The 24,729-nt window shown below is 41.8% G+C and carries 26 protein-coding genes; 7 read left to right on the plus strand and 19 right to left on the minus strand.

Annotated features, from left to right (window positions below; translation table 11 throughout):
- Positions 1-65: 65 nt before the first annotated feature.
- The 12 genes from queC to ruvC form a co-directional block, all read right to left on the minus strand.
- Positions 66-779 carry a 7-cyano-7-deazaguanine synthase QueC gene (gene queC, locus ORQ98_RS10210; RefSeq protein ID WP_274688697.1) on the minus strand — a complete coding sequence of 238 codons (714 nt, stop codon included), beginning with the start codon at positions 777-779 and terminating at the stop codon, positions 66-68.
- A 227-nt stretch (positions 780-1,006) separates the two neighbouring features.
- On the minus strand, positions 1,007-1,657 hold the full coding sequence (gene queE, locus ORQ98_RS10215; protein WP_274688698.1) for a 7-carboxy-7-deazaguanine synthase QueE: 651 nt from the start codon (positions 1,655-1,657) through the stop codon (positions 1,007-1,009).
- A 332-nt stretch (positions 1,658-1,989) separates the two neighbouring features.
- The gene (gene ybgF / locus ORQ98_RS10220) at positions 1,990-2,772 is read right to left on the minus strand and encodes a tol-pal system protein YbgF (protein ID WP_274688699.1); all 783 of its coding nucleotides are present in this window, start codon (positions 2,770-2,772) and stop codon (positions 1,990-1,992) included.
- A 287-nt stretch (positions 2,773-3,059) separates the two neighbouring features.
- Positions 3,060-3,569: a peptidoglycan-associated lipoprotein Pal gene (pal, locus tag ORQ98_RS10225; RefSeq protein ID WP_274688700.1), complete on the minus strand. Its 510-nt coding sequence runs from the start codon at positions 3,567-3,569 to the stop codon at positions 3,060-3,062.
- Between the two features lie 67 nt (positions 3,570-3,636).
- The gene (tolB, locus tag ORQ98_RS10230) at positions 3,637-4,929 is read right to left on the minus strand and encodes a Tol-Pal system beta propeller repeat protein TolB (protein ID WP_274688701.1); all 1,293 of its coding nucleotides are present in this window, start codon (positions 4,927-4,929) and stop codon (positions 3,637-3,639) included.
- Positions 4,926-5,858, minus strand: coding sequence for a cell envelope integrity protein TolA (gene tolA, locus ORQ98_RS10235; RefSeq protein WP_274688702.1), 933 nt, complete (start codon positions 5,856-5,858; stop codon positions 4,926-4,928). Before tolA ends, tolB begins: the two co-directional genes overlap by 4 nt.
- A gap of 15 nt (positions 5,859-5,873) precedes the next feature.
- Positions 5,874-6,308, minus strand: a complete 435-nt coding sequence (gene tolR / locus ORQ98_RS10240) for a protein TolR (RefSeq protein WP_274688703.1) — start codon at positions 6,306-6,308, stop codon at positions 5,874-5,876.
- A 5-nt stretch (positions 6,309-6,313) separates the two neighbouring features.
- Positions 6,314-6,991: a protein TolQ gene (tolQ, locus tag ORQ98_RS10245; protein ID WP_274688765.1), complete on the minus strand. Its 678-nt coding sequence runs from the start codon at positions 6,989-6,991 to the stop codon at positions 6,314-6,316.
- Positions 6,992-7,149: 158 nt separating this feature from the next.
- Positions 7,150-7,554 (minus strand): tol-pal system-associated acyl-CoA thioesterase, encoded by a 405-nt coding sequence (gene ybgC, locus ORQ98_RS10250; RefSeq protein WP_274688704.1) that lies wholly within the window; start codon positions 7,552-7,554, stop codon positions 7,150-7,152.
- 88 nt (positions 7,555-7,642) lie between these two features.
- Complete coding sequence (gene ruvB, locus ORQ98_RS10255) at positions 7,643-8,650, minus strand: Holliday junction branch migration DNA helicase RuvB (protein ID WP_274688705.1); 1,008 nt, start codon at positions 8,648-8,650, stop codon at positions 7,643-7,645.
- Between the two features lie 135 nt (positions 8,651-8,785).
- Positions 8,786-9,388 (minus strand): Holliday junction branch migration protein RuvA, encoded by a 603-nt coding sequence (gene ruvA, locus ORQ98_RS10260; RefSeq protein ID WP_274688706.1) that lies wholly within the window; start codon positions 9,386-9,388, stop codon positions 8,786-8,788.
- Between the two features lie 56 nt (positions 9,389-9,444).
- Positions 9,445-9,963, minus strand: a complete 519-nt coding sequence (gene ruvC / locus ORQ98_RS10265) for a crossover junction endodeoxyribonuclease RuvC (protein WP_274688707.1) — start codon at positions 9,961-9,963, stop codon at positions 9,445-9,447.
- A gap of 50 nt (positions 9,964-10,013) precedes the next feature.
- Between ruvC and ORQ98_RS10270 the strand changes: the two genes are divergently transcribed.
- Positions 10,014-10,289 (plus strand): hypothetical protein, encoded by a 276-nt coding sequence (locus ORQ98_RS10270; protein ID WP_274688708.1) that lies wholly within the window; start codon positions 10,014-10,016, stop codon positions 10,287-10,289.
- Between the two features lie 118 nt (positions 10,290-10,407).
- On the opposite strand, the gene ORQ98_RS10275 is transcribed toward ORQ98_RS10270, so the two are convergent.
- The 3 genes from ORQ98_RS10275 to ORQ98_RS10285 form a co-directional block, all read right to left on the minus strand.
- Positions 10,408-11,145 carry a YebC/PmpR family DNA-binding transcriptional regulator gene (locus tag ORQ98_RS10275; protein ID WP_274688709.1) on the minus strand — a complete coding sequence of 246 codons (738 nt, stop codon included), beginning with the start codon at positions 11,143-11,145 and terminating at the stop codon, positions 10,408-10,410.
- 134 nt (positions 11,146-11,279) lie between these two features.
- A complete protein-coding gene (gene aspS / locus ORQ98_RS10280; RefSeq protein WP_274688766.1) occupies positions 11,280-13,052 on the minus strand; it encodes an aspartate--tRNA ligase in 1,773 nt (590 codons plus the stop codon).
- Positions 13,053-13,201: 149 nt separating this feature from the next.
- Complete coding sequence (locus ORQ98_RS10285; RefSeq protein ID WP_274688710.1) at positions 13,202-13,480, minus strand: FmdB family zinc ribbon protein; 279 nt, start codon at positions 13,478-13,480, stop codon at positions 13,202-13,204.
- A gap of 704 nt (positions 13,481-14,184) precedes the next feature.
- Here ORQ98_RS10285 and ORQ98_RS10290 point away from each other — a divergent pair.
- The 3 genes from ORQ98_RS10290 to ORQ98_RS10300 all read left to right on the plus strand — a co-directional run bounded on the left by ORQ98_RS10290 (position 14,185) and on the right by ORQ98_RS10300 (position 19,160).
- Entirely contained in the window at positions 14,185-15,444 is a 1,260-nt protein-coding gene (locus ORQ98_RS10290) for an OprD family outer membrane porin (protein WP_274688711.1), read from the plus strand.
- Positions 15,445-16,328: 884 nt separating this feature from the next.
- Positions 16,329-17,612, plus strand: a complete 1,284-nt coding sequence (locus tag ORQ98_RS10295; protein WP_274688712.1) for an OprD family outer membrane porin — start codon at positions 16,329-16,331, stop codon at positions 17,610-17,612.
- Positions 17,613-17,879: 267 nt separating this feature from the next.
- Positions 17,880-19,160, plus strand: coding sequence for an OprD family outer membrane porin (locus ORQ98_RS10300; protein WP_274688713.1), 1,281 nt, complete (start codon positions 17,880-17,882; stop codon positions 19,158-19,160).
- Positions 19,161-19,273: 113 nt separating this feature from the next.
- Here the strand turns inward: ORQ98_RS10300 and ORQ98_RS10305 are convergent, their stop codons facing one another.
- The gene (locus ORQ98_RS10305) at positions 19,274-19,609 is read right to left on the minus strand and encodes an HU family DNA-binding protein (RefSeq protein ID WP_274688714.1); all 336 of its coding nucleotides are present in this window, start codon (positions 19,607-19,609) and stop codon (positions 19,274-19,276) included.
- Positions 19,610-20,454: 845 nt separating this feature from the next.
- Between ORQ98_RS10305 and ORQ98_RS10310 the strand changes: the two genes are divergently transcribed.
- Positions 20,455-21,096: a cold-shock protein gene (locus ORQ98_RS10310; RefSeq protein WP_274688715.1), complete on the plus strand. Its 642-nt coding sequence runs from the start codon at positions 20,455-20,457 to the stop codon at positions 21,094-21,096.
- A gap of 10 nt (positions 21,097-21,106) precedes the next feature.
- Here ORQ98_RS10310 and ORQ98_RS10315 read toward each other — a convergent pair whose 3' ends face one another.
- Complete coding sequence (locus ORQ98_RS10315; protein ID WP_274688716.1) at positions 21,107-21,325, minus strand: SlyX family protein; 219 nt, start codon at positions 21,323-21,325, stop codon at positions 21,107-21,109.
- Complete coding sequence (locus tag ORQ98_RS10320) at positions 21,318-21,749, minus strand: HIT domain-containing protein (RefSeq protein WP_274688717.1); 432 nt, start codon at positions 21,747-21,749, stop codon at positions 21,318-21,320. Before ORQ98_RS10320 ends, ORQ98_RS10315 begins: the two co-directional genes overlap by 8 nt.
- Before the next feature lie 261 nt (positions 21,750-22,010).
- Here ORQ98_RS10320 and ORQ98_RS10325 point away from each other — a divergent pair, with 261 nt between their 5' ends.
- Positions 22,011-23,744, plus strand: coding sequence for a proline--tRNA ligase (locus ORQ98_RS10325; protein ID WP_274688718.1), 1,734 nt, complete (start codon positions 22,011-22,013; stop codon positions 23,742-23,744).
- Between the two features lie 52 nt (positions 23,745-23,796).
- Positions 23,797-24,417 carry a lytic transglycosylase domain-containing protein gene (locus ORQ98_RS10330; protein WP_274688719.1) on the plus strand — a complete coding sequence of 207 codons (621 nt, stop codon included), beginning with the start codon at positions 23,797-23,799 and terminating at the stop codon, positions 24,415-24,417.
- Positions 24,418-24,455: 38 nt separating this feature from the next.
- Here ORQ98_RS10330 and ORQ98_RS10335 read toward each other — a convergent pair whose 3' ends face one another.
- On the minus strand, positions 24,456-24,728 hold the full coding sequence (locus tag ORQ98_RS10335) for an acylphosphatase (protein ID WP_274688720.1): 273 nt from the start codon (positions 24,726-24,728) through the stop codon (positions 24,456-24,458).
- Position 24,729 lies beyond the last annotated feature (1 nt).

Here is a 24,729-nt window from a genome sequence, read left to right on the forward strand (position 1 = left end):
ATACAGAACTGAGCTGCTACATCAAGTTTTTTTAGCAATTAATAACAACTCAGTTAGTTTAATAGCTATTGATAAACGGTAGCATCATCCAGGCCAGCATCTGCAAAGCCTTTGGTCCGTAGACGGCAGCTATCACAAACACCACAAGCTTGACCGTTAGAGTCCGCCTGATAGCAGGAAACTGTCATTCGATAATCAACGCCTAGCTCTGAGCCATGACGAACGATGTCAGCCTTGGTCATATCCTTCAGCGGGGTTTGAATTGTAAATGACTGCCCTTCTACGCCTACTTTAGTGGCTAAGTTTGCAAGCTTTTCAAATGCTTCTATAAACTCAGGGCGACAATCAGGATAACCGGAATAGTCGATGGCATTCACCCCAATAAAGATGTCATAAGCACCAACTATTTCAGCCCACCCTAATGCTAAGGATAAAAACACCGTATTTCGTGCTGGCACATAGGTGACAGGAATTCCTTCTGATAATTCTTCAGGCACATCAATAGATGTATCAGTGAGTGCAGAACCACCTAGCTCACCAAAATTTAATGTCATTATGCGGTGTTCTTCAGCACCCAAGGCACTTGCTATTCGCTTGGCTGCTAGTAGTTCAGCCTGATGACGCTGTCCATAATCAAAGCTCATAGCATAACAGGCATAACCTTGTGCTTTTGCCATCGCCAATACTGTGGTTGAATCTAAACCACCTGACAATAAAACAACTGCTTTTTTAGGCTGTGTAGAGCTTTTAACGGATTCTGTTTGTTTTGACTGTTCCATATTATTACCGGGTAAAACCTTAATCAAAAATCCTGGCTGATTAATCAAATATGTTCTTTTCCCAAAAGAGGCTGCCGCACTTAACTACATTTTTCTTCAATACTTTTTACGACACCCTCAAGACAGAGAAAGAATAACTTACATAGCGATGCAGAAAAAAGGCTTATATCACTAGGAGATTAAAAAAACAAAAAACGAAGTAAAGCTCCTTGGCCATACAGAGCTATTTAGTGGCCAGGCTCATCATTCCAAAGATATTTATGTAGCTGAATTTGCATTCGGACTGGCAGGTTATCCGCCAAAATCCACTCTGCCAGTTCAGTTGGATTTAACTCGCCATAAACAGGGGAAAATAACACCTCAGATACTTTAGCTGACAAATCATACTCTGCCAGTTTAAACGCTGCCCACTCAAAATCAGTTCGATTGGCAACCACAAACTTCACTTGGTCATGGGGGAGCAGCCACTGAATATTGCCATACCGATTACGATGCACTTCACCAGAACTGGGTGCTTTCAAATCCATTACTTTAACAATCCGTGGGTCAACCGGGGAAACATCAAGCGCACCACTAGTTTCCAGCGAAACTTCGTAGCCCTGCTCTGCCAGCTCTGCCAACAAATTAATGCAATTTCGTTGCGCCAATGGCTCCCCCCCCGTTACTGTCACATAACGAGGATTGTACTTTGCCACTTCTGCCAGGACACTAGCCACTGTCACTACTTCACCACCATTAAAGGCATAGGCAGTATCACAATAGCCACAGCGTAAAGGACAACCAGTCAACCTAACAAATACTGTTGGTAAACCAATGGTTTTGGTCTCACCTTGAAGTGAATAAAAAATTTCAGAAATGCGTACCTTGAGCTCGCTCATACTGCCAGCTATTTGACCTCACTCACTAGACCAAGTATGTGCAGGAAACCCTCAAAATACCTGACTAGCCAACTCTGGATTGACAAAGCGGCCAATCATAACTGATAGCAGTATTGCCCAGCAAGCAAAAACAGTCGTTTCAGTTTGTATTGTAAGTGAAAGCAGTTAAGTCATCACTCTCACGCTATAGAAGGCAACCGTAAAAGAGGTATGGAGAATAAATATGAAGAGCGCCGATAACAGCATCAAGTGCGTAGCAAAGAGACTAAACACTGGGTCATTAATTAGCAGCTTTACCAACTAACAACCCTGCATTAAGAAAATTAAGAATATTAGCGAATAGTCTGCAACAGAGCGCTAGATAACCTGGCAGCTGATGAGTTGGGGTAATCTTTAGTCACTCGATTTAGCATTGACTTTGCCTGATCAGTTTGGCCTTGTTGATACAGCACCCGACCTAACTTATAGATGGCATCAGGTACTTTGCGGCTGGAAGGAAACTGGTTAATTACTTGCTCAAACTCAGCCTTAGCTTGATCTAGAGACTGACTGGTAAAATAAATCTCACCTAACCAATAGTGAGCATTTGCCGCATACTTTCCCTTGGGAAATTGCTTTAATAAAGCTGTAAAAGCAACTTTTGCTTTATCATACTGCTTTTGTCGTACTAAGTTAAAAGCGTCTTTATAAGCTTGTTTTTCAACATTTGGTTGACCACTCGACTGGCTTGAAGCACTACTGGAAGGGTTTTGAGTGAGATCAGGATTTGCTGTTGGTAATCCAGCTGCCGAAGTAGCACCACCACCTGATAGCTGCGAAATACGGCGATCAAGGTCCAGGTAACGATCCTTCTGCTCTCGGCGCATTCGTTCGATGGTGTAGTTTTGTTCTTCCACTAAACCACGTAGTGTTTGCACTTCCTGCTGTAAAGACTCTAACTGAAATAACAGTCCAGCTGTAGTATTTTGGCTGGCACCACGTTGACTACCTTGCTGCTTACCAAGAGGCGTTGAGCTAACCACTGGCACCTCAGCATATGTAATAGAGGAAACACCACATACTAACGCGACTCCAAGCAAACAAGCTTTTGTGGTTAAGCGATTTACTTTTGCCATAACGATCACTATCCCCTCAACCCACTGAACTTATATTTAAGTATAAGAGAGTCTTAACTGGTACCTCAAAAAGACTCACTTAAAATCAAAAATACAGGATTAAAAACTCCTGTATTTTTTATCGGCAACCAATTTTTAGGATCACTTAAATAATAACTTGAAACTTTCTGACCCAGAGTCCGCTGACAAGAAACAAATAGTGTAGACTTTACAGGCCTACACTACATTATTGCAAAAAGTCAGCTGGATAAATTGGGGATAAAATACAAGTTAATTATAAGGTACCCTTAGTTGGTAATAATAATTGCACGACGGTTTTGCGACCATGAAGCTTCGTCATGACCAAAAGCAACTGGTTGTTCTTCACCATAGCTAGTTGCTTCTATTTGTGAAGGTGCAACACCCTTAATAACCAGGTACTTTTTAATTGCATTCGCCCGACGCTCACCCAACGCTAAATTATATTCGCGAGTACCACGCTCATCTGTATGACCTTGAATAGTAATTGACTTATTACTATTAGCAACTAATGCACTCGCATGTGCATCAAGTGCCGCATAGTCATCCGGGCTAATTTTGGAATCATCAAACTCAAAAAGGAAGATTTTCTTATCCAATAATGCAGCTGAAGATGAATCTACTCCACCATCAATGCTGTCAGTCGTAATGCTTGCGGTAGAGTCATCTTCCACTGTATCAGTAGTACCTGTACCCTTACCACCGGTAGAGCTACAAGCTGCTAGCCACACGACAGAAGAAGCAAGCAGAACAACCTTACCAAGTTTAACCAATTGCATATCCAACTCCTGTTTTATATCTTTTATTGGCGACGTAAAATATCAGAAATTACCAGCACTTTCACGCTTATTTATTAATGGGCGACCAGGCTGGCTCTCTTACATCTCCCTCGGATGATGGCAGGGTTAACTTCACAGCGCCATCCGCAGAAACCGCAGCCAATACTCCTCGACCTCGTTGCTGGGTGGCATAAATTAACATAGAGCCATTAGGTGCAACACTTGGTGACTCATCGAGTGGTGTTGAGGTTAATAATCGTAACCGCCCAGAATCCAGCTCCAAAACGGCAATATTAAATTGGGCAATACCTTCGCCTTTATGAACCATGGCAATCGATTTTCCATCAGGGAAAACCCTGGCTCTGGCATTGTACTTACCTTCAAAAGTTAATCGCTTAACTTTGCCTGTCTGCACATTGGCCTGGTATATTTGTGGCGCACCACCACGGTTAGAGGTAAACACCAGGTGTTGTCCATCAGGCATCCAGCTGGGTTCAGTATCAATTGCAAAGTGTCGTGTTATCTGCCGTAACTGACGAGTGGCAACATCCATAATATAAATATCAGGGTTTCCACCTTTCGACAGCACCATCGCTAACTTACGACCATCTGGTGACCAGGCTGGAGCACTATTTAATCCTTTAAACGCTGTCATTCGTAGGCGTTTACCTTGATAAATATCCTGAATATAAATACCAGGCCGGCCTTTACTGAAATTAACATATGCCACCTTTTTTGCATCAGGTGACCAGGATGGTGAAAGAATAGGCTCTGAAGAATTTAGTATGGTTTTGGCACCAAACCCATCGGAGTCAGCATAGTTCAACTTATATCTAATCTTATTGGCGGCTGCTCGGGTAGAAGTGACATAGAGAATTTTGGTATCAAATGCACCAGGTTTACCTGTTAGCTTCTCATAAATATCATCACTAATATTGTGGGCAACTTTTCTATGATTAGAGCTAGCATAGCTGTGTTCTAACAACTGTTGTTGTTTAATCACATCATATAAAACAAAGGTTGCCTTATAGCGGTTACCTTCTTTTTTAACATTACCAATAACCAGATAATCGACACCTGACTTACGCCAGTCGCTGTACACCACATCTTCTTTGGTTTGTGGCAAGCTCAACATATTGCCAGGGGCAAAGGGCTCAAATAAGCCACTTCGTTTTAAATCAGCACCAATTATTTCAGCCACATCATGAGGAGGGGTATCTCCTCCAAAAGGCACCACCGCAATAGGTACTGCACTATCATTGCCCTTAGTGATTTCAATGGTTAAGCCGGCCCAGGCAGATTGGGCCATAAATACTAATAACAGTGCTGTAAAAACAGCTTTTATATGTCGTCCTATCACCCTGCTAAATCCTCCGGTCTAAAAACAAATCTCATACTACGAAAGTCTCTTTCAAAGGTTACAGAATTTATCTGTCGCACTTCAGGAAAACGCTCTGCTTTCTCTACTGCACGAACAGCTGCACGATCAAAGGCGCTATCACCACTGGACTGAGTTACTGTGACATTAATCACCTCACCTGTTGGCACCATCTGAATTTGCAGAACAACCTGCATTCCTCTTCTAGCGGTAGGTGGGCGACTCCAGTAGTTTTGTACTGTTTGAGTTATCACTCCAACAATTGCTGAAACTTTCTCAGCTTGAGTTGCAGCAATACGGGCATTTTCTTCTGCCTCCTCTTCCTCAGCTAACAGCGCCGCAAGTTCTGCTTCTTGGGCTTTTTTAGCTGCTTCTCGCTGTTTACGGAGTTTTTCTTCACGCTCCCGCTTTAACTTAGCTTCCCGTTCACGGCGTACTTTTTCTGCACGCTGTTTTTTTAACTTCTCTTGTCTTAGTTTTTCTTTACGGGCTTGCTCTTCTTTTTGCTTTTTCAGTTTTTCCTGTTTTAATTTAGCTTCACGTACTTTGCGAGCCTGCTCTTCCTTTTGCTTTTTCAGCTTAGCTTGCTGTGCTTTGCGTGCTTTTTCTTGCTGAATACGCTTTTGCTTTTCTGCTTCCGCTTTTCTTTTGGCTGCTTCTTTTGCTTTTTGTTCAGCCAGTTTGTCTTTATCTGGTTGTGAACGTGGCTTTTGTGCAGGTGGCTTTTTAGCTACGGCAGGTTTATTAGTAGCCGGTTTTAAGGCAATCAGTTTTGCCTTAACGTGATCAGGGGTCGCTTTAACAGGAAACTGATGTTCCTTCTGCCAAATATTGGCCACTGCCAATATAGCAGTGATATGTAGGACTATTGCTATCGTAGCAGGTAAGGTATAACCGTTAGGCAATCTCACAACAATAACTTCTTATTAACCTGTTTGTTCCTGTGGATCGGTAATCAAGCCAACATTGGGTACACCGGCTGCTTGCAAGGCAGCCATTGCCTGAACAACTGTGCCATAGTCAACCTGTTGATCCCCCTTGATTAACACTAAGCGGTTAGGTTTAACCTTCATTATTTTAGAAACCTGCTCCTGTATTTTTTCTAGGGGAACAGCTTGCTCTTGATCCTTACCAATATTGATGTAATACGTGCCATCAGGTTTTACTGAAACAATAATGGCCTCTTCATCCTCTTTAACATCAAGTGGCTTTGCATCAGTATTTGGTAAATCAACATTAACCCCTTGGGTTAACATCGGAGCGGCTACCATAAACACAATCAACAGCACCAGCATCACATCAATGTATGGCACCACGTTGATTTCTGACATTGGCTTACGCCGAATACGTTTAGTAGCCATGCTGCTTATCCCTGCTTAACTCGTGTATGTACCTTACGGTGTAAAATACTGGAAAACTCATCAGAAAAGGTATCGTAACTATTTAATAGTTGATCAACCTTTGCAGAGTATTTGTTGTAAGCCACCACAGCAGGAATTGCAGCCAATAGCCCCATTGCTGTTGCAACCAGTGCTTCGGAAATACCAGGAGCAACAGTAGCCAAGGTTGCCTGAGTTTGATTAGCAAGCCCTCGGAATGAATTCATAATGCCAATAACCGTACCAAACAGACCGATGTAAGGACTGATTGAACCCACCGTAGCAAGAAAGGGTAAGTTTTGCTCTAAACGTTCTTGCTCCCTCGCCAAAGCCACTCGCATTGCTCGTTGAGTCCCCTCCATCACTGCATCTGGGTCTGCATTGGAGTCTTGCCTTAGCCGGGTAAACTCTTTGAAACCCGCTCTAAATAAATGCTCCATCCCATTATCAGGATCAGGCTCACTGGTGACTTGGCGGAATAATTTACTTAAATCCATTCCCGACCAAAACCGATCTTCAAATGTAATAGCACTCCGTTTGGTATTAGATAATAAAAAACCACGTTGCAAAATCATTACCCATGACACAATGGATGCCAACAGTAATATCAGCATCACCAGCTGTACAATCCAGCTAGCGCCGGCAATTAAGGACCAAATTGACATTTCTGCCACAATACTTACCCTCAAGCTATTTTATGTAAGGTGACACTTATATATTAAGCTGCATTACATCCTGGGTAATACAACATAAAAGGTGACACAGCCTCAGCAGGCGAAAGGCCGATCATACCACCTCTCTTTTCCCGTTTTCGTGAAATTACCTAGAGTAATTGTATTTTTTGTTGCAAACTGGTTGGAATCATTGTTGGCCTCATATTAATAGACGACACACAAGCCACTTTTACTTCAGCCTCGCAACATAAAACATTTGTCCGACAATTAACCACTTGTTGTATAAAAATAATAGCTACTTTTGTCAATTTCTTAACTATTGCTGTCACTTTTAATTCATCATCCAGCCTGGCTGGACTACGATAGTTAATTGATGAACTATGGACAACAAACATCACATTTTGTTCGAGAAGCGAATGCTGTTCAATCCCTAGACTACGTAATAAATCCGTTCTTGACCGCTCCATATACTTCAAATAGTTTACATAGTAAACAATCCCACCCGCATCGGTGTCTTCAAAATATACGCGGCAGCGAATCTCAAAGTTATCCACTCACTGTTTCCTCAAACAAAATAAAAAAACAAGCACCAAAAAGTGGTACAAAAAATTCTTAATACGCTAAAGTTGATAGAGTTTTGGGTCAAGACTCAGGCATAGATAAGCCAAAGTGGAGATAGGCCCGCTCAGTAACAACCCGGCCTCTGGGTGTTCGCATGATAAAGCCCTGCTGAATTAAATAGGGTTCCAATACATCTTCAATGGTATCACGCTCTTCGCTGATGGCTGCAGCCAAGCTATCGACACCCACAGGCCCCCCTGCAAATTTCTCAATCATGGCCAACAGTAGTCGTCTATCCATCTGATCAAACCCCTGGTGATCTACATCCAGCATACTAAGTGCCTGATCAGCAACCGTTTGGGTAATAATTCCTGAACCTTTTACCTCTGCAAAGTCTCTTACTCGCCTTAGTAGGCGGTTGGCTATTCGGGGCGTTCCTCGTGAACGTTTAGCAACCTCTACAGCCCCCTCTTCGTCTAAAGACACACCTAGTATATTTGCAGAGCGCTGCACAATCGTAGCTAAATGCTCAACTGAGTAAAATTCCAGTCGCTGAACAATACCAAAACGATCTCTCAGTGGCGAAGTTAGCAAACCAGCCCGGGTGGTTGCTCCTACTAGGGTAAAAGGCGGCAGATCCAGTTTAATGGAACGTGCTGCTGGACCCTCACCAATCATAATATCCAACTGGTAGTCTTCCATAGCGGGATATAAAACCTCTTCTACCACGGGGCTTAAGCGGTGAATTTCATCAACAAACAGTACATCACCCGCTTCCAAATTAGTTAGCATTGCAGCCAGATCGCCGGCTTTTTCTAACACAGGTCCTGAGGTGGTTTTAATTTGCCCCCCCATTTCATAAGCCAAAATATTCGCTAATGTGGTTTTACCTAAACCAGGCGGACCAAATATCAAGGTATGATCTAAGGCTTCGCTGCGTCGCTTCGCCGCCTCAATAAAAATAGTCATTTGCTCACGTACAGAAGCCTGACCAATATAGTCAGCCAAACGCTTTGGCCGAATCGCTCGGTCTTGGCTTTCCTCTACGGGCGTTGCAGTTGCTGCAATTAAACGATCCGTTTCAATCATCGTTTATAGATCACCTGTTTTATCTAACTCACTCCCCACTAATTTGAGGACATTGCAAAAGTAATGGATACGGAATAACAGGCACTAACCTTATTTTCTAGTACCCTTATTATTGCAACAAGCCTATGCTTTCAGTTACACCATTGCTTTTAACGCTTGGCGGATCAACTCTTCGCTGGGTAATTTCTGATCAGGCAGTGCTTTAATTGCCTTAGTTGCCTGCTGTGGTTTATAACCAAGAGATACTAATGCACTGATAGCGTCGTCTAAGTAATTTTCAGGAGCAATGACCTGTTCAGTAACACTTGTGGTTGAGTCTGAATCAATGGGTAACCAACTGGTTAACTTATCACGCATTTCTACCAATAACCTTTCAGCTGTTTTTTTCCCGACCCCTGGCAGCTTCACTAGACTAGCCACGTCATTATCCTGAACCGTGCGCACAAAACTATCAGAACTCATACCCGACAGAATGGTGAGTGCCAGCTTTGGGCCTACTCCATTGACTTTAATAAGCACCCGAAATAGCTCTCGTTCTTGCTTAGCAGCAAACCCATATAACTGTTGAGCATCTTCTCTTACCACAAAGTGTGTGTATAACACGACAGTCTGCCCTGTTTCTGGCAACTGATAAAAAGTGGTCATGGGCGCATCCACCTCATAGGCCACCCCCTGAACATCAATTAGCAAATGAGGTGGTTGTTTTTCTAATAAAACCCCTTTAATTCGACCAATCATGACTCAATATTCTCGTTCATTGACAGTTGCTTCATATTTAGCTGCAAGTATTTTAACTAGCGAATTCTCCGCCGGCGAACACTTCTCGTGCCGGCAATTTTTATCAGACTCTGCTGGGTATGGGCATGACATAAAGCGACAGCCAGTGCGTCAGCGGCATCACTGGGTGGACATCGGTTCAAGTGCAACAGTTGTTGTACCATATGCTGTACCTGGCTTTTTTCAGCGCTTCCTTTACCAACCACTGACTGCTTTATTTGCCTGGCTGAATATTCAGATACTGGCAAGCCATGATTAACTGCAGCAACTATGGCAGCACCTCTTGCTTGCCCCAACTTCAATGCAGAATCAGCATTGCGTGCCATAAATACTTGCTCCACTCCCACTTGCTGAGGTGAAAACTGTTCAATAATGGTGGAAACACCCTGAAAAATTTGGGCCAACCGATCTGGAAGTGAATCAGTATTAGTACGAATACAACCACTGGTTACATACTCACAGCGGTTTCCAAGTTGATTAATTATGCCATACCCAGTCACTCTTGAGCCTGGGTCAATACCAAGGATAAGGCTCATATAAAACTATAAAGTCAGGTTAATAATACTGTACACATATACATAACTTGATGCCAATTTTATTTTTGAGCTTGTTTTTACAGCATGATTTTTTATATGAGTGGAAAACAGCTGTCAGTTACAAAGTAGCAACGTTTGTTACTAAAAACCTGTACTTTAAACGCTCTTTTGGGCGTAGGCTTACAGTAAAACTAATAAAAAGTAAAAACGATGGAATCACCCTGGCTACTACTCAAAATATCGGCCACTATTGGTCTACTTTTTTTGCTGATGCTACTGGGCTGGTGGCTAGTCGCTTAGTTGAGTATTCAAAAAAGCAGTTTTAACTTACTTGCCTAGCAAGTCCATTAGGCCATACTCATGTCATTTATGGCCTAATGAGAACAATAGTTATGGTTGGAATGGTATTCTCAGTGTTATGTACAACAGATAAAGGTGTACTGGTTACTCTAATGCTTCAGCAGGAAAATCCGCATTGGTGTAAACGTTTTGCACATCATCCAAGTCTTCCAGGCGATCTATCAACTTGATTACCTTTTCTGCCTGATCTTCATCAAGTGCCACCACTGTTGATGCAATCATGGTCACTTCTGCATTAGCCGGCTCCAAACCAGCCGCTACTAAAGCATCTTTAACTTGACCAAAATCTGCTGGATCGGTAATAACATCAATAGAGTCGTCATCATTTGTCACTACATCTTCTGCTCCTGACTCAAGACCCACATCCATTAATTTTTCTTCATCTTCACCCGGAGCAAAGCTTAATTGGCCTTTTTTAGAAAACAGATAGGCTACTGAACCATCAGTACCTAAATTACCACCATGCTTACTAAATGCATGACGTACTTCAGCAACCGTTCTATTGCGGTTGTCTGTCATTACTTCAACTAACACCGCTACACCACCAGACGCATACCCTTCATAAGTGAGTTCTTCCATGTTGTCCGCATCATTGGTACCAGCACCCCGAGCAATCGCCCGGTCAATGGTGTCTCTGGTCATGTTGGCTGCCAGCGCTTTATCCATTGTTGCCCGCAGCCGTGGATTATCTTCCGGTAAAGGGCCGCCCTGCTTGGCTGCAACAACAAGCTCCCGAATGATTTTGGTAAAAACTTTTCCTCGCTTGGCATCTTGAGCTGCCTTGCGATGTTTAATGTTGGCCCACTTACTATGACCTGCCATAAATCTTCCTCGCTAAGATAAAATCAAAGAGAGATAACCTGTTAAGGACATTTTTAAAGATGCCCCTTAAGTTAAAAGCAAATAAGACAAAAAAGGGTTAGCCGATCACGGCTAACCCTTCAGAGATAATCTAATTACTCTGCAGCATTTGGCTTGCGGAGTCTGATATTTAGTTCTCGAAGCTGCTTATTGTCTACCTCCCCTGGCGCATCTGTTAACAAACAGGCTGCTCTCTGGGTTTTAGGGAAGGCAATCACCTCACGAATTGAGCTAGCTCCAGTGAGTAACATTACCAAACGATCTAAACCAAATGCTAAACCACCATGAGGAGGACAACCATATTTGAGGGCTGATAATAAAAAGCCAAACTTTTCTTCTGCTTCCACTTCATCAATACCCAGAATATTAAACACCACTTGCTGCATATCTTGCTGATGAATACGAATAGAGCCGCCACCCAACTCACAACCATTCAGCACCATATCATAGGCTCTGGAAAGGGCTTCTTCAGGGTTTTGCTTAAGTGCTTCTACACTACATGCAGGCGCAGTAAATGGGTGATGGAGTGGGGTTAAATTACCTTCGCTGGCATCTTCAAACATTGGGAAGTCAACTACCCACAAAGGAGCCCACTCATTCTTATAAAGGTGTAAGTCTTCACCTAGCTTAATCCGGAGAGCTCCCAGGGCTTCGTTGACTACTCTGGCTCTATCTGCACCAAAGAAGATAATGTCACCGTTTTCAGCACCCACAGCTTCCATTACCGCCATTACTTGTGACTCGATATGTTTCACAATAGGTGACTGCAACCCTTCAACACCTTGGCTAAGATCATTGACTTTAATCCAAGCCAACCCTTTAGCCCCATAAATACCTACAAATTTTCCATAATCATCAATTTGCTTACGGGTCAGCAGGTTAGCTCCATTAGGTAAACGCAGTGCCGCTACCCGGCCTTTGGAATCATTAGCAGGCCCTTTAAATACTTTAAATTCAGCATCTTTAACTAGGTGGTCAATATCAACCAACTCTAAAGGAATACGTAGGTCAGGCTTATCACTACCAAAGCGTTGCATCGCTTCTCGATAAGTCATTCTTGGAAACTCACCGAGCTGTACGCCTAACAAGTCATCAAACACCTGGCGGACTAACCCTTCAGCCATACCCATAATGGCGTATTCATCCATAAAGGAGGTTTCAATATCAACCTGAGTAAACTCTGGCTGGCGGTCTGCTCTTAAGTCTTCGTCACGGAAACACTTGGCAATTTGATAATAGCGATCCACCCCTGCCATCATCAGCAATTGCTTAAATAATTGGGGAGACTGAGGCAAAGCAAAAAACTCACCTGAATGGGTACGACTAGGAACCAAATAATCTCTTGCTCCTTCTGGGGTAGCACGAGTTAAAATGGGTGTTTCAATATCCATAAAGTCGTTTGACTCAAGATATTGTCGTATAATAGACGTCAGCTTCGCCCTAACTTGCAGCTTTTCAAACATTTCTGGGCGGCGCAAATCCAAATAGCGGTATTTTAAACGGATATCCTCACCCACCTGAACATGTTCATCCAACTGAAATGGAGGTGTAGCTGCAGTATTTAGGATTTCTAATGCACTGCCCAACACCTCTACCTCACCGGTTTTCATCTCAGAATTAACCGTGCCCTCTGGGCGATGTCTGACCCGGCCAGTTACTTGAATAACATACTCATTACGCACTTTATCAGCTAAATTAAAGGCGTCTTGCGTATCTGGATCAAACACAACTTGTGCAATTCCATTACGATCACGCAAGTCAAGGAAGATAACACCACCATGGTCACGACGGCGATGGACCCAGCCGCATAAAGTTACTTCTTGGTCAATAAACGAGGTGTTCAGTTCGCCACAATAATGGCTGCGCATTGGTAATACCCTATCTGCAATTTTATTCATAGGATTAGCAAGAATAGTGCATCTACTAGCAACAATGCACTAACAAACGGCCTTAATAGATTTTCTTGCTTAATGCCTGCTTCCAACACTAATCAATAGCAAGCAATTACTGCTTGTTCTTAATTACTCCCAGTTGCTGCTGGAGTTGATGTTGCTTTTTTTTCAGTTGCAGGCTTGCTTTTGCTTTCACCTGAATCAACTAAATTCTTTTTTGCACCAGTTTTAAAGTCTGTTTCATACCAACCAGAGCCTTTTAACCGGAAAGCAGGGGCTGAAAGTAGCTTTTTGAGTGCATCTACCCCACACTGTGGGCATGTAGTTAGCGGATCATCGCTAATTTTCTGAATTACCTCATGGGTATGTTCACACTGGCCACAAAGATACTCATAAATAGGCATGGACTATCACCTTCTCTATCATTACTACTTAACCTATTAACCTGCTTTACAAATCAACTCAATAAAAGAGCGCCATTATAGCCTAACTAGAGAGGAAATGGGCAGCCTTAGTAAGGGGCACCGCTAATAATTGTTTGCTGTCTCTGGCCTTCTGGTGAATTCGCAATCAAGGTGTTGATTTGAAGGCATGCTGATAAAAAGCAACAACACCGAGCGCGGGTTTACCAGAAGGCCTATCAGGCAGCGCAGAGACCAAAAACAATTAATAGAGGCGCCCTAAAATATCAACCCTGGCTCACTGCCCTTAAGTGTTTACTTTCTGCTATTGAAGCAAACGCTTTCTAGTTTTATTTGACTACCCTCATATAGCCTGTCCAACCCTAACAAAATAAAATTTTACATACATGCTATGAATTAAAGATATAAACATTAAAACAACTTGCACCCAATTTAATAAATTTTTAATAATATTGCTTGAAAACTAAGCTATTTAATTAAGTCAGACTGTTTATTTTTTAAGCTATATTAATACATACTAAATCATGAGCGATCCCTATATTACTCACTCAAAGCATTTCATTTAAATGCAAGTAAATACCTTGTGCGCTAGCCATTTAAGCTAATCTGCCGCCAACTCAGTAAATGGCGTCAGAGAAAAACCTTAGGAATAGGTAATCATAAATACCTTAGGAGTAGGTTCAACAATGAAAACACTTAAGCTTTCTGCATTAACTGCTGCGATAGTTGCTGCAACCACCTCATATACAACACCTGTTCAAGCTGAGAGCTTTATTGACGATAGCTCTTTGCAGTTACACCTCAGGAATGTTTATTTTAACCGCGATGGTCGAACCAGCCAGAATCGATTTGATAACCGGGAGTGGGGACAAGGCGTTATGCTCAATTATTCCTCTGGTTATTTTGCCGATATTATTGGGTTTGATATGTCTTATTTTGGCGGCGTCAAACTTGATGACCCCGGCACAAACTTTACCAATTTTTCTCAACGGGATTCAGAACAAGATGGCATAGACAGCATCAGTAAAATTGCCCGCGCTTTTGTTAAAGCCAAAGTAGGCGATGACAATATGAACCTGAATGGTATTTATGGGCGAGTAGATATGGGAACCAACTTATTAATGACATCTGGTTCTCGTTTACTACCCAGCTCCTTTAAGGGTGGCATGATTGAGGCAAATCTTTATGGAGCAAAATTTTATGTCAATCGAGTAACAGAAATCTCTGAACGGGATGGTTCAAGCTTCGATGATTTTGGCAATGATGTAGACTATGTAAATACCTTCGGCGGCAGTTATGAGTTAGATAATGGGTTAGGCTTTGCCCTGGATCATGGTAGCTCTGACGGCTTTCTTGAACAAACTTTTGCTAAAATATACTACACCTATGATCTAGGTAATGACACAACATTATACATAGAAGCCAATAAGCAATGGTCTGAAGAGGATGGCAATAATCATCCTACTCATAACATGGCTGACGAGTATGATTCCAGCTATACAAACTACAATGCTCAGTTATCAGGTGGGCCTATCACTATTTCCTTATCTCACTCAAGAATAGGCGGTGATGACTTCCAATATAGTTGGGATGGTGATAAAGATTATGGTCCCATCAGTGCCTGGACTTCACGAAACTGGTCTGACTTCAACTTTGAAGATGAAAAAACCTGGCAAGTTGCTTTCTCTTATGACTTTTCAGATTTAGGAATACCAGGGCTGTCACTCGATACCGCGTATACCTATGGTTATGATATAGATGATCGAGGTAATACAAGACGTGACTCCGAATGGGAGCGCGGCTCTAATATCAAGTACTCCTTCCAAGACACCATGTTAAAAGGCCTATCAGTTCGCTGGAACAATTGGACCTACAGAGGAAACACGCTAGTCGGCGACACTAACGGTAACCGTATTTATATCGACTACAAAATAGACCTTTTATAGGATAGCAGCTGCAACCCTAGGACTAGCTAGCCTCCCAATGCCAGTAAGGCTAAGTAAAAAACGCCACTAAACTGTAAAGCAAGTGGCGTTTTTTATTGATCACTCAAAAATCCAACCTCACCAACAACCAACCTTTAATTTAGAATATACTAAACTTGTTGTTTTATTACTTACATCTGAACAATTTTCAATCAAAGCTATTTTATTAAACAAATACTACTTTAGCAGTGCCTTATATCAGTAAACAAATTTAATATAAGGCATATAAAGAATACAGCTTTATATGCCAACCGCTTTGACTTTTAAACAATGTCATGTAGTCATTTAATTGCTTTTAGTTCACCAAACTTACATAATTCTTTAGTATAAATCACATGACTATTTCTTTTACGTTTTTGTAAAGGCATCAACATTTAATATTGCAATACTTTTGATTTTTTATTAAAAACGGCATAATGCGTTAGTTCTTTCTCAGAACAAACAGTAGGATCTGTCAAATAAAGGCATCAAATTCTAAAGTAGTTTTTTGTTCCCCATGGTGGGCAAATTATTAATTAACTTTTGATGTCTACTTGAAGATGTAGCAAAAGGTTATGAGCGAAGCAAAAACAAGGCAACAATTGGCGAAAAGACAGAGTTTATAGCTTATAAATGAGTACTTTGAGCCAGTTTTAAACGCAGTATTTGCAAGCGTAGTAGTTTTGCAACAGCTTCTAACAGGATGGTGAAACGCATTCGGTTGAGCAGAATTTTAACAACCCAAATACGTTCTGTTCAGCCGCAAACAGCAACCTGTAAGACAGTCGTGAGTAAGGAGATTGATATGTCTTTTATATCGCTCATTACACACAACACCTTAGGAGTAGTTAGGAGTAGGTCACATAATGAAAACGTTTAAATTTTCCACACTGGCTGCTGCAGTTGTTGCTGCATCTGCCGCCTCAATCAGCACAGCCCAAGCTGAAGGTTTTATTGAAGACAGCACGGGTAAGCTAAGCATTCGCAACTATTACTTTAATGAATCAGGAAAAAATGGCGCTGAATTTGACCGCCGTGAATGGGTACAAGGCTTTCGCTTTGACTTTCAGTCTGGCTATTTGTTTGACACTATTGGGTTTGACTATTCAGCAGGCGCCGCGTTCAAGCTAGACAACCCTTCAAATGAAAAGGGCTTTTCTTCCACTAACCTGCCAAGCGATAAAAGCAGCAGCTCAGATGTTAACGACATTGCTGGCACCACCCAAGCTTATATAAAAGCTAAATTTGGTGATGAAAATCTTGGCGTTAACGGTAAGTATGGTTTAATGCAACAAGGCACTGAAACGTTTGGCACGTCAGGCTCCCGCGTTTTACCCAGCTCAGTATTTGGTGCTTACGTTGAGGGACATGCTAGTGGATTCAAGCTTTATGGAGCTCGCTTCACAGAAACAAGACAACGTAACCAGAGCTTTTTCTCTGAAGACTTAAAAAATCGCTCCGGAGAAGAAATCGATCAAGTCGATATCATCGGTGCTGGTTATGAGTTTGATAATGGCTTAGGCTTTGTTGTTGAGCATGGAAAGTCAGACGACTATATCAAGAAGAGATTTGCTAAAGTCTATTACACTATAGATCTAGGTAACGATATGAGTGTCGACTTAGATGCTCGTTATGGTAAAGCGGAAGAAAATGGCAACAAGTTTGACAAATTTAAAGGAGCAAATGCATATAAAAATGACGACTATGAAAGTCGTTACTATAACGCAAATGCCACATTGAACGTAGGTGCAGCCTCAATTGGAGTTGGTTATAACAGAACTAAAGATGGAGATTGGGTATCAGGCTATTTCGATCAAGACCATGGAACAACCAACTCATCATTATCATTATGGGAAGACTTCTTGCGTGAAGGCGAAGAAGCTTGGGTTATAACAGCAGGGTATGACTTTGCCGATGCAGGCATCCCAGGGCTAACTGCTGGTTTAACTTATGCTAACAGTGATAATATCCACCGGAGAAATGACTCAGATGATACCGCAAGAGAGTTCTCCCAAGACATTACTTATAGATTCCAGAGCGGTGCATTAAAAGACCTATCAGTCCAATATCAGCACTGGGATTATAATGGTCCAGGTGGAGATACTGATTCTCATCGCCTGAAACTAATCTACGATATCGCTTTATTCTAATTTGAGCGACATCTAGACTATCTAAAAAACGCCACAACTGTGGCGTTTTTTTATCCAGCATGTTAAAAGAAAAAACCTCTTCTTTATTTATTTTTAATAGCCCCCATACCCTTTCTATATGAGACTAACACCGAAGCTAGCTGATATTGGGTAGCAGGTTATTCATCCTCCCTTTGTAACATCCTCATTTACTACACATCCAGTAACTAACTGCTAGATTTAAGAGGGTTATTTAGAAAATATTAATAAATAATAAAGGATACGGGGATGAATAAGCAATTATGGGCAGCGGTATTTTTTAGCCCTCTATTTGCCAGCACTACTTCAATTGCAACACCTTTTATCGATGACTCAGCAGCAAACCTGCACTTACGCAACTACTACTTTAACCGCGACTTCAGACACAACCAGGGAGGACAGAGCTATCGAGAAGAGTGGACACAAACGGCCATGGTGAATTATGAGTCGGGTTATTGGGCAGACCTTATTGGAATAGATGCCTCTATCTACAGCACCCTTAAGCTGGATAGTGGAAGGGGGACAACCAACACTGGCTTATTGGTAGTAACAGATGATGGTGATGCAGAAAGTTACTCAGCGCTGGGGGTTGCACTATTAAAAGCCAAATATGCACAAACAGAAATAAAATGGGGGCGTCAGTTGACTACCTCTCCCCTTTTCTATTATGGAGACTCCAGAGCCCAACCCCAAGCATTTAAAGGGCTAAATATCAAATCAACTGATATCAATAACCTTACTATCAGTGGCGGGCGATTTACCCAAACCAAATTGAAAGCCAGCTCAAACTTTGAAAGCCTCCCTAATACCGAGTACGGATTTGAAGGTAGAGCTGACGAATTTTATTACTTAGGCTTCGATTATAATTTTGATAATGGGCCAAGTTTAAGCTTTCATTCTTCCTTGTATGAAGATATTTGGAAACAGTTTTACTTCAATTACAACCACAGCTTTACATTAACCGATACTATCAATCTTAACCTGGACTTAGTGCATTACCGTACAATTAATGATGGCGAGCCTACTGATACCAATTATACAGACAGAGATAACAAAGCCAGCAGTATCAGTTTACAGCTGAGCAAAGGAGGCGCCAGCATTAAAACCGCTTATCAAACCATCACTGGCGACTACATTTATGACTATGTTTTAGACTCTGACTCAATATTTCTAGCAAATTCTTTACAGCTTTATGACTTTAATTATGAAGATGAAAGAAGCTGGCAGCTACGTTTTGACTATGATTTTAGCGATGTAGGAATACCTGGCTTACACTTTATGATTCGTTACGTGAAAGGTGACAATATTGATTTAGACTCCAAGTTATCTGGTGCAGCACTTGGTATTAGCGGAGTCTCAAGCCGAGGAGAAGAATGGGAGCGAGATATAGAAGCAAAATACACCTTTCAAGAAGGCTCTTTAAAAGACATGAGCGTTAGGCTTAGGCTAGCCTCATTACGTACTAACTATGATGACAGCGATCGAGATGAAATTCGACTCATTATCAATCATATATTTGATTTACTTTAATTTGTTCGATTTCTTTAGAGTCTAGAGTTGAACTACAAAACAGCAAGAGTAGTTACACAGCTACTCTTGCTAAAAACTGTTTTTACCAGTAGTAAAACAGTGACATGGCTCAATTAGCTTAAAGCAAAGTCCTTGAGCTTTTTCAAAGGACGTACTTTAACCTGAACAGTAGCAGGCTTAGCTTTAAACATCATTTCTTCACCAGTAAATGGGTTAACCCCTTTACGAGCCTTAACTGCAGGTTTTTTCTTAGTCGACACCTTCAGTAAGCCAGGCAGAGTGAACTCGCCACAGCCACGCTTTTTAATATGTCTTTCAATCAGATCAGACAGCTCGTCCAATACAGCTGATACGTCTTTTTTAGTTAATCCAGTGTTCTCAGCCAACTCCGTTAGGATTTGGGTTTTAGTGTACTTTTCTTTAATAGCGGTCAATTTTTTTCCTGTCATTGCTAATATACTCCAGTAAAAACATGCATCAGTTTAAGTAGCATATAGTGATTTATCCTAAAGATGTGCAAACCTTTAGGATAAAGGCGCTTCTTGATAAAGCCCCTTCCAGCCATTTTGCACGCCACAACTCAAGAGTAAATGCTTTGCAAAATATACGGCAACCAGTTTTACGCTAGACGTTATACGTATCATTTATAGCTGCACGAATAAGCCTACAATAAAAGTAGGATAAACAAGCAACTCTCGCAAGGCACTATAATATAAGTATTAGGGGTACGCACGCACTTTCTCTATTTTTTTTTGTTTTTAGCTGTCTGTCACAGCATACCCTGCCAGAGCCGTATTTTCTTACGACACTCACGAGCCCAAATTGTTTACCTGATTGCCTAGTTTTAAAGGCATTCTGACTAAGCAGACACAGGTACATTATGCAGCACTTTCAAAGGCCTTTAACCTCGCTGGGTTAGCTTCCTCTAGCCATTATTGGTATGAGTATATTTGCTATTTTGTTAACACCTAAAAATGAATCGTGACTAGCCTATGCCAATGAAAGTGCTGAGTTAAAAGGATATATTACAATAACCATACAATAACAGTTTGTTATGAGCTAAAATAAAGCTCATGCTTTATCTTAATTATAATTTTCAGATAAGCAGTGTTGTAATTGTTATCAGTGATAACCCAAGCCTTCGCTGTTTCTCCTATTAAAACAGGTTAGCAAGGTAGCAGCTCAGCCTAAAACAACAGGCTGAATCGTACTAGTCATCTTTTTGGCGGTCCTACGTTTGCAGCAATATAAGAAGGGCCAAAATCATCCTATCAACAAACTAAAATAACAAACGATGAAACTATCGAAATACACAAAATGTGTCCACCTGTGGACGGGCTTAATTAGCTTGGTGGCATTTTTAACTAGCCCAGCAGTCTATCAAAGTCGATTTAGCGAGGTATACGCTAACTATAGCACAGCAGATTTGTATAGCTTACCAGGGGTTATCAGCCTGCTAGCCATCGGTTTAATTAGCCTGATTCTTGGCTTGCACTTAACAGTCCCAGCCAATCGAAGAATGGAGCAACTTCAGCTAATAGGCTGTAGCTGTTTTATAATTGCCAACCTCACAGTACTGTTGTATTGGTGGCAACATTCAACAGCCAACCAGCTAAGCAGCCAACTGTGGGCGTGGTGGTTAGCTATTTTAGCAATGCTTTTCCACTTTTTGCCGCGCATACATTTATTAAAGTCCAGCTTTCCAGTACTTGATGCATCCAACCGAAAAGCTGGTTCAGTTAAGTGGTTTAATGTGTCTAAAGGCTTTGGCTTTATTTCACAAGATAATGGCGACGATGTTTTTGTGCACTTTAAAGCTATCCGAGGTGAAGGCCACCGTGCTTTAGTGGAAGGCCAGCGGGTTGAATTTTTAGTGACAACTCGAGACAAAGGATTACAAGCTGAAGATGTAATACCCGCCAGAACAGAAGGATAAATACTCCCCCTCAATAATGAGGGGGCTTTTCCTGACCACTGATACTACTACCAGGGTCATTCATAATCGCCGCAATAGCTTGCTTCAATAAGCTCACTTGATCAGTTAACCGATCTATTTGTTGTTGTTGCTTGGTTACCACTTGGTTCAACTGATCAATCGTATCATCTTGAAAAGCCAGCTTAGTTTCCAAATCAATTAATTTATCTTGTAAGATTTGCTCAGTCATCAGCATACTGCAAATAGGTAGTAAATAACGTACGTAGCTTGTCTTTTATCTGTACAATCGTCGCATCATCATAAGGCTTCGTTGCTACTTTTCCCCACACAGGCTGTGGCCAAGCAGCATCACCTTCACTTCGGGCAATCACATGAACATGTAGTTGTCTTACTTGATTACCTAAAGCAGCTACATTCATTTTAGTTGCCGAAAATAAGTCTTTAAGTTTTTCTGCCACATAATTGATTTCCCACATCAATTGCTGCTGATCTGCTTCCGACAACTGAAATAGCTCCTGAACTTCAGGTACTCGCGGCACTAAAATAAACCAGGGGTAATTAGCATCATTCATGAGCAATAGCTGTGAAAGTTTAAAATCACCGATTAAACAGGTGTCAGCAGCTAATTGAGCATCTAGTTGAAAAGTATCCATAAACCTCCAAAAATTTATTCACTGGTTTGTTTACTTCATTTGCTTTAGGCGCTAAAACACTGAGAGTAACAGGGTATTCTGGTGCTGTAGTTGGAGACAATCAAAGCATAGCACTGGTTCTGATCAAACTATCTCAGATTCTGACAATTTATACTACATTTGGGTATACGCAACAGTTAAAGGCTTTTAGGGTGACAAACCCTACGCTCACAGCGTAGAATGGCAATCTTTTTTCAATCAGGTACTGGTTAGCCTACAATTATGCGATTAAGCCAATACTTAGCTCCAACACTAAAAGAAAACCCAACAGATGCAGTAGTTATTAGTCATCAGCTAATGCTGCGCGCCGGTATGATTCGTAAGTTAGCCTCAGGCTTATATACCTGGCTACCGTTAGGGTTAAGAACCTTACGCAAAGTAGAGCGTATTGTCCGCGAAGAAATGGATCGTTCAGGTGCTCAAGAAGTGCTGATGCCTGCTGTCCAGCCAGCTGAATTATGGCAAGAAACTGCTCGCTGGGATCAGTTTGGCCCCGAGCTGTTAAGAATTCAAGATCGTCACCAACGCGACTTCTGTGTTGGCCCAACTCATGAAGAAGTTATCACTGACATTGCCCGAAATGAATTAAACAGCTACAAACAGCTACCCATGAATTTTTATCAAATTCAAACCAAGTTTCGCGATGAAATTCGGCCTCGGTTCGGTGTCATGCGTGCCCGTGAGTTTTTAATGAAGGATGCCTATTCATTTCATATTAGTAGCGAATCATTACAGGCAACCTACCAAGTAATGCACGACACTTATAGTCGTATTTTTGACCGCTTGGGTTTAGATTATCGCGCGGTATTAGCCGACACAGGCAGTATTGGTGGTAGTGCATCTCATGAGTTTCATGTTTTGGCAAAGTCAGGAGAAGATGCCATTGCATTTAGCGATAGTAGTGAATATGCCGCCAATATAGAAAAAGCAGAAACCTTACCACCCACGGGTGACCACCCTGCAGCCAATCAAAGCCTGGAAAAAGTTGCTACTCCTGAGGTACACACTATTGACCAGCTTTGCCAATTTTTATCGGTTGAAGCCAGCCAAACCTTAAAAACCTTAATCGTAGTTGGTCAGACAGAAGAAAAAGAGCCATTAAAACTCGTTGCCCTCGTTATTCGAGGTGATCATGAGCTTAATGAAATTAAAGCGTCTCACTTACCTGACGTTGCCAGCCCTCTTACTTTTGCAACTGATGAGCAAATAAAGCAAGTAGTTGGTTGTGAACCAGGCTCACTTGGTCCTATTGGTTTAACTATTCCTGTAATTGTTGATTATAGTGCGGCTCACTTAGCTGACTTTATTTGTGGTGCTAATGAAAATGGATTTCACTTAACAGGAGCTAACTGGAAAAGAGACTGCCAGTATACCCAAACTGCCGACTTGCGTAATGTTATTGAAGGTGACCCAAGCCCTTGTGGCAAAGGCCATTTAATTATTAAGCGCGGAATTGAAGTTGGTCATATATTCCAGTTAGGCGACAAATACAGTGAATCCATGGGTGCTACTGTTTTAAATGAAAACGGTAAAGCAGTTGCGATGAAGATGGGCTGCTATGGTATTGGTGTATCTCGTGTTGTTGCAGCGGCTATTGAGCAAAATCATGATGAAAACGGTATTATCTGGCCAGATGCTATCGCACCTTTTCAACTGGGTTTAATTCCACTAAATATGGATCGCTCTGAAGCGGTCAAAAATACCGCTGAGCAGTTATATCAACAGCTACAGCAGGCTGGGTACGATGTATTATTGGACGACCGAGATCGAAAAACCAGCCCTGGTGTTAAGTTTGCTGATATGGAACTTGTGGGTATCCCCCATCGCCTTGTAATAGGTGATCGTGGCTTAGAAAAAGGCATTATCGAATACAAGCACCGAGCCTGCGATGAAAAGATTGAAGTGCCACTGGATGAGTTAATGACGTTTTTATCAGGCAAGGTTTCTATAAAATAAGCGTTTCTATCAAATAACAACTAAAACCTGAGACATCATCTAATTATCAGCTATGTTTCGCTTTGGTCAGCTATCCTACAATGCTTTCCACTTCTCGCAGTGGAAAGCAATTAAACTACTACTCTGTTTGCTTGGCTTCATTAATAGCACGAATGTTGTAGCAAGTGCACAACAACTGCCAGATGCGGAAATGCGGGCCTATTTAAAAAGTACTATTGCTAAAGCAGATAGCTTTCATGATCGCTTTGATGCAGAAGTGTGGTTAGTGGATATGTCTGGCCGACTAAAGCGCTATATCAAAGACCCTAAAAAGCGCTTGGAGATTCTTCGGCTTGTCCACAAAGAGGCATCCCGAGCTGACTTACAACCAGAGCTAGTGCTGTCTGTCATTCATGTGGAAAGTTTATTTAATCGTTTTGCCATTTCTCGTGTCGGTGCTCAAGGACTCATGCAAGTAATGCCCTTTTGGAAAAAAGAAATTGGCAGACCTAATGATAACTTAACTGATATTGCCACTAATATTCGCTATGGCTGCACAATTCTTAGCTACTACTTGAAAAAAGAAAAAGGCAACCTCACCCGAGCACTGGCTAGATATAATGGCAGCTTAGGAAAAACGTGGTACCCCAGCCGCGTATTTACTGCCTGGAATCGTTTTTGGCAGGCTCGTTAGCGTCCTTTTAGTTGCTCACTTATTTTGTGCATGACACACTAACAAGTCATAAAACCATCGCTAGCTTCACTTTCAGTATCAGTTACCTTAAGTTCATTAACCACAGCCATCGGCGGCCCTTCTTCCAACCACTCAAGCAGTTTAGTCACTGATGCCTCACTACCACACATCAACACTTCAACCCGACCATCGTCAAGGTTTTTTGCATAGCCACAAATACCTAGTCGATCAGCCTGCTGTTTAGTTGAAGCACGAAACCAGACGCCTTGTACCTTTCCAGATACCCAGGCTTTTTTATATACCTTACTCATG

Origin of the sequence: Spartinivicinus poritis (genome assembly GCF_028858535.1) — a bacterium.
In the GTDB taxonomy this organism is placed as follows: Bacteria; Pseudomonadota; Gammaproteobacteria; order Pseudomonadales; family Zooshikellaceae; genus Spartinivicinus; species Spartinivicinus poritis.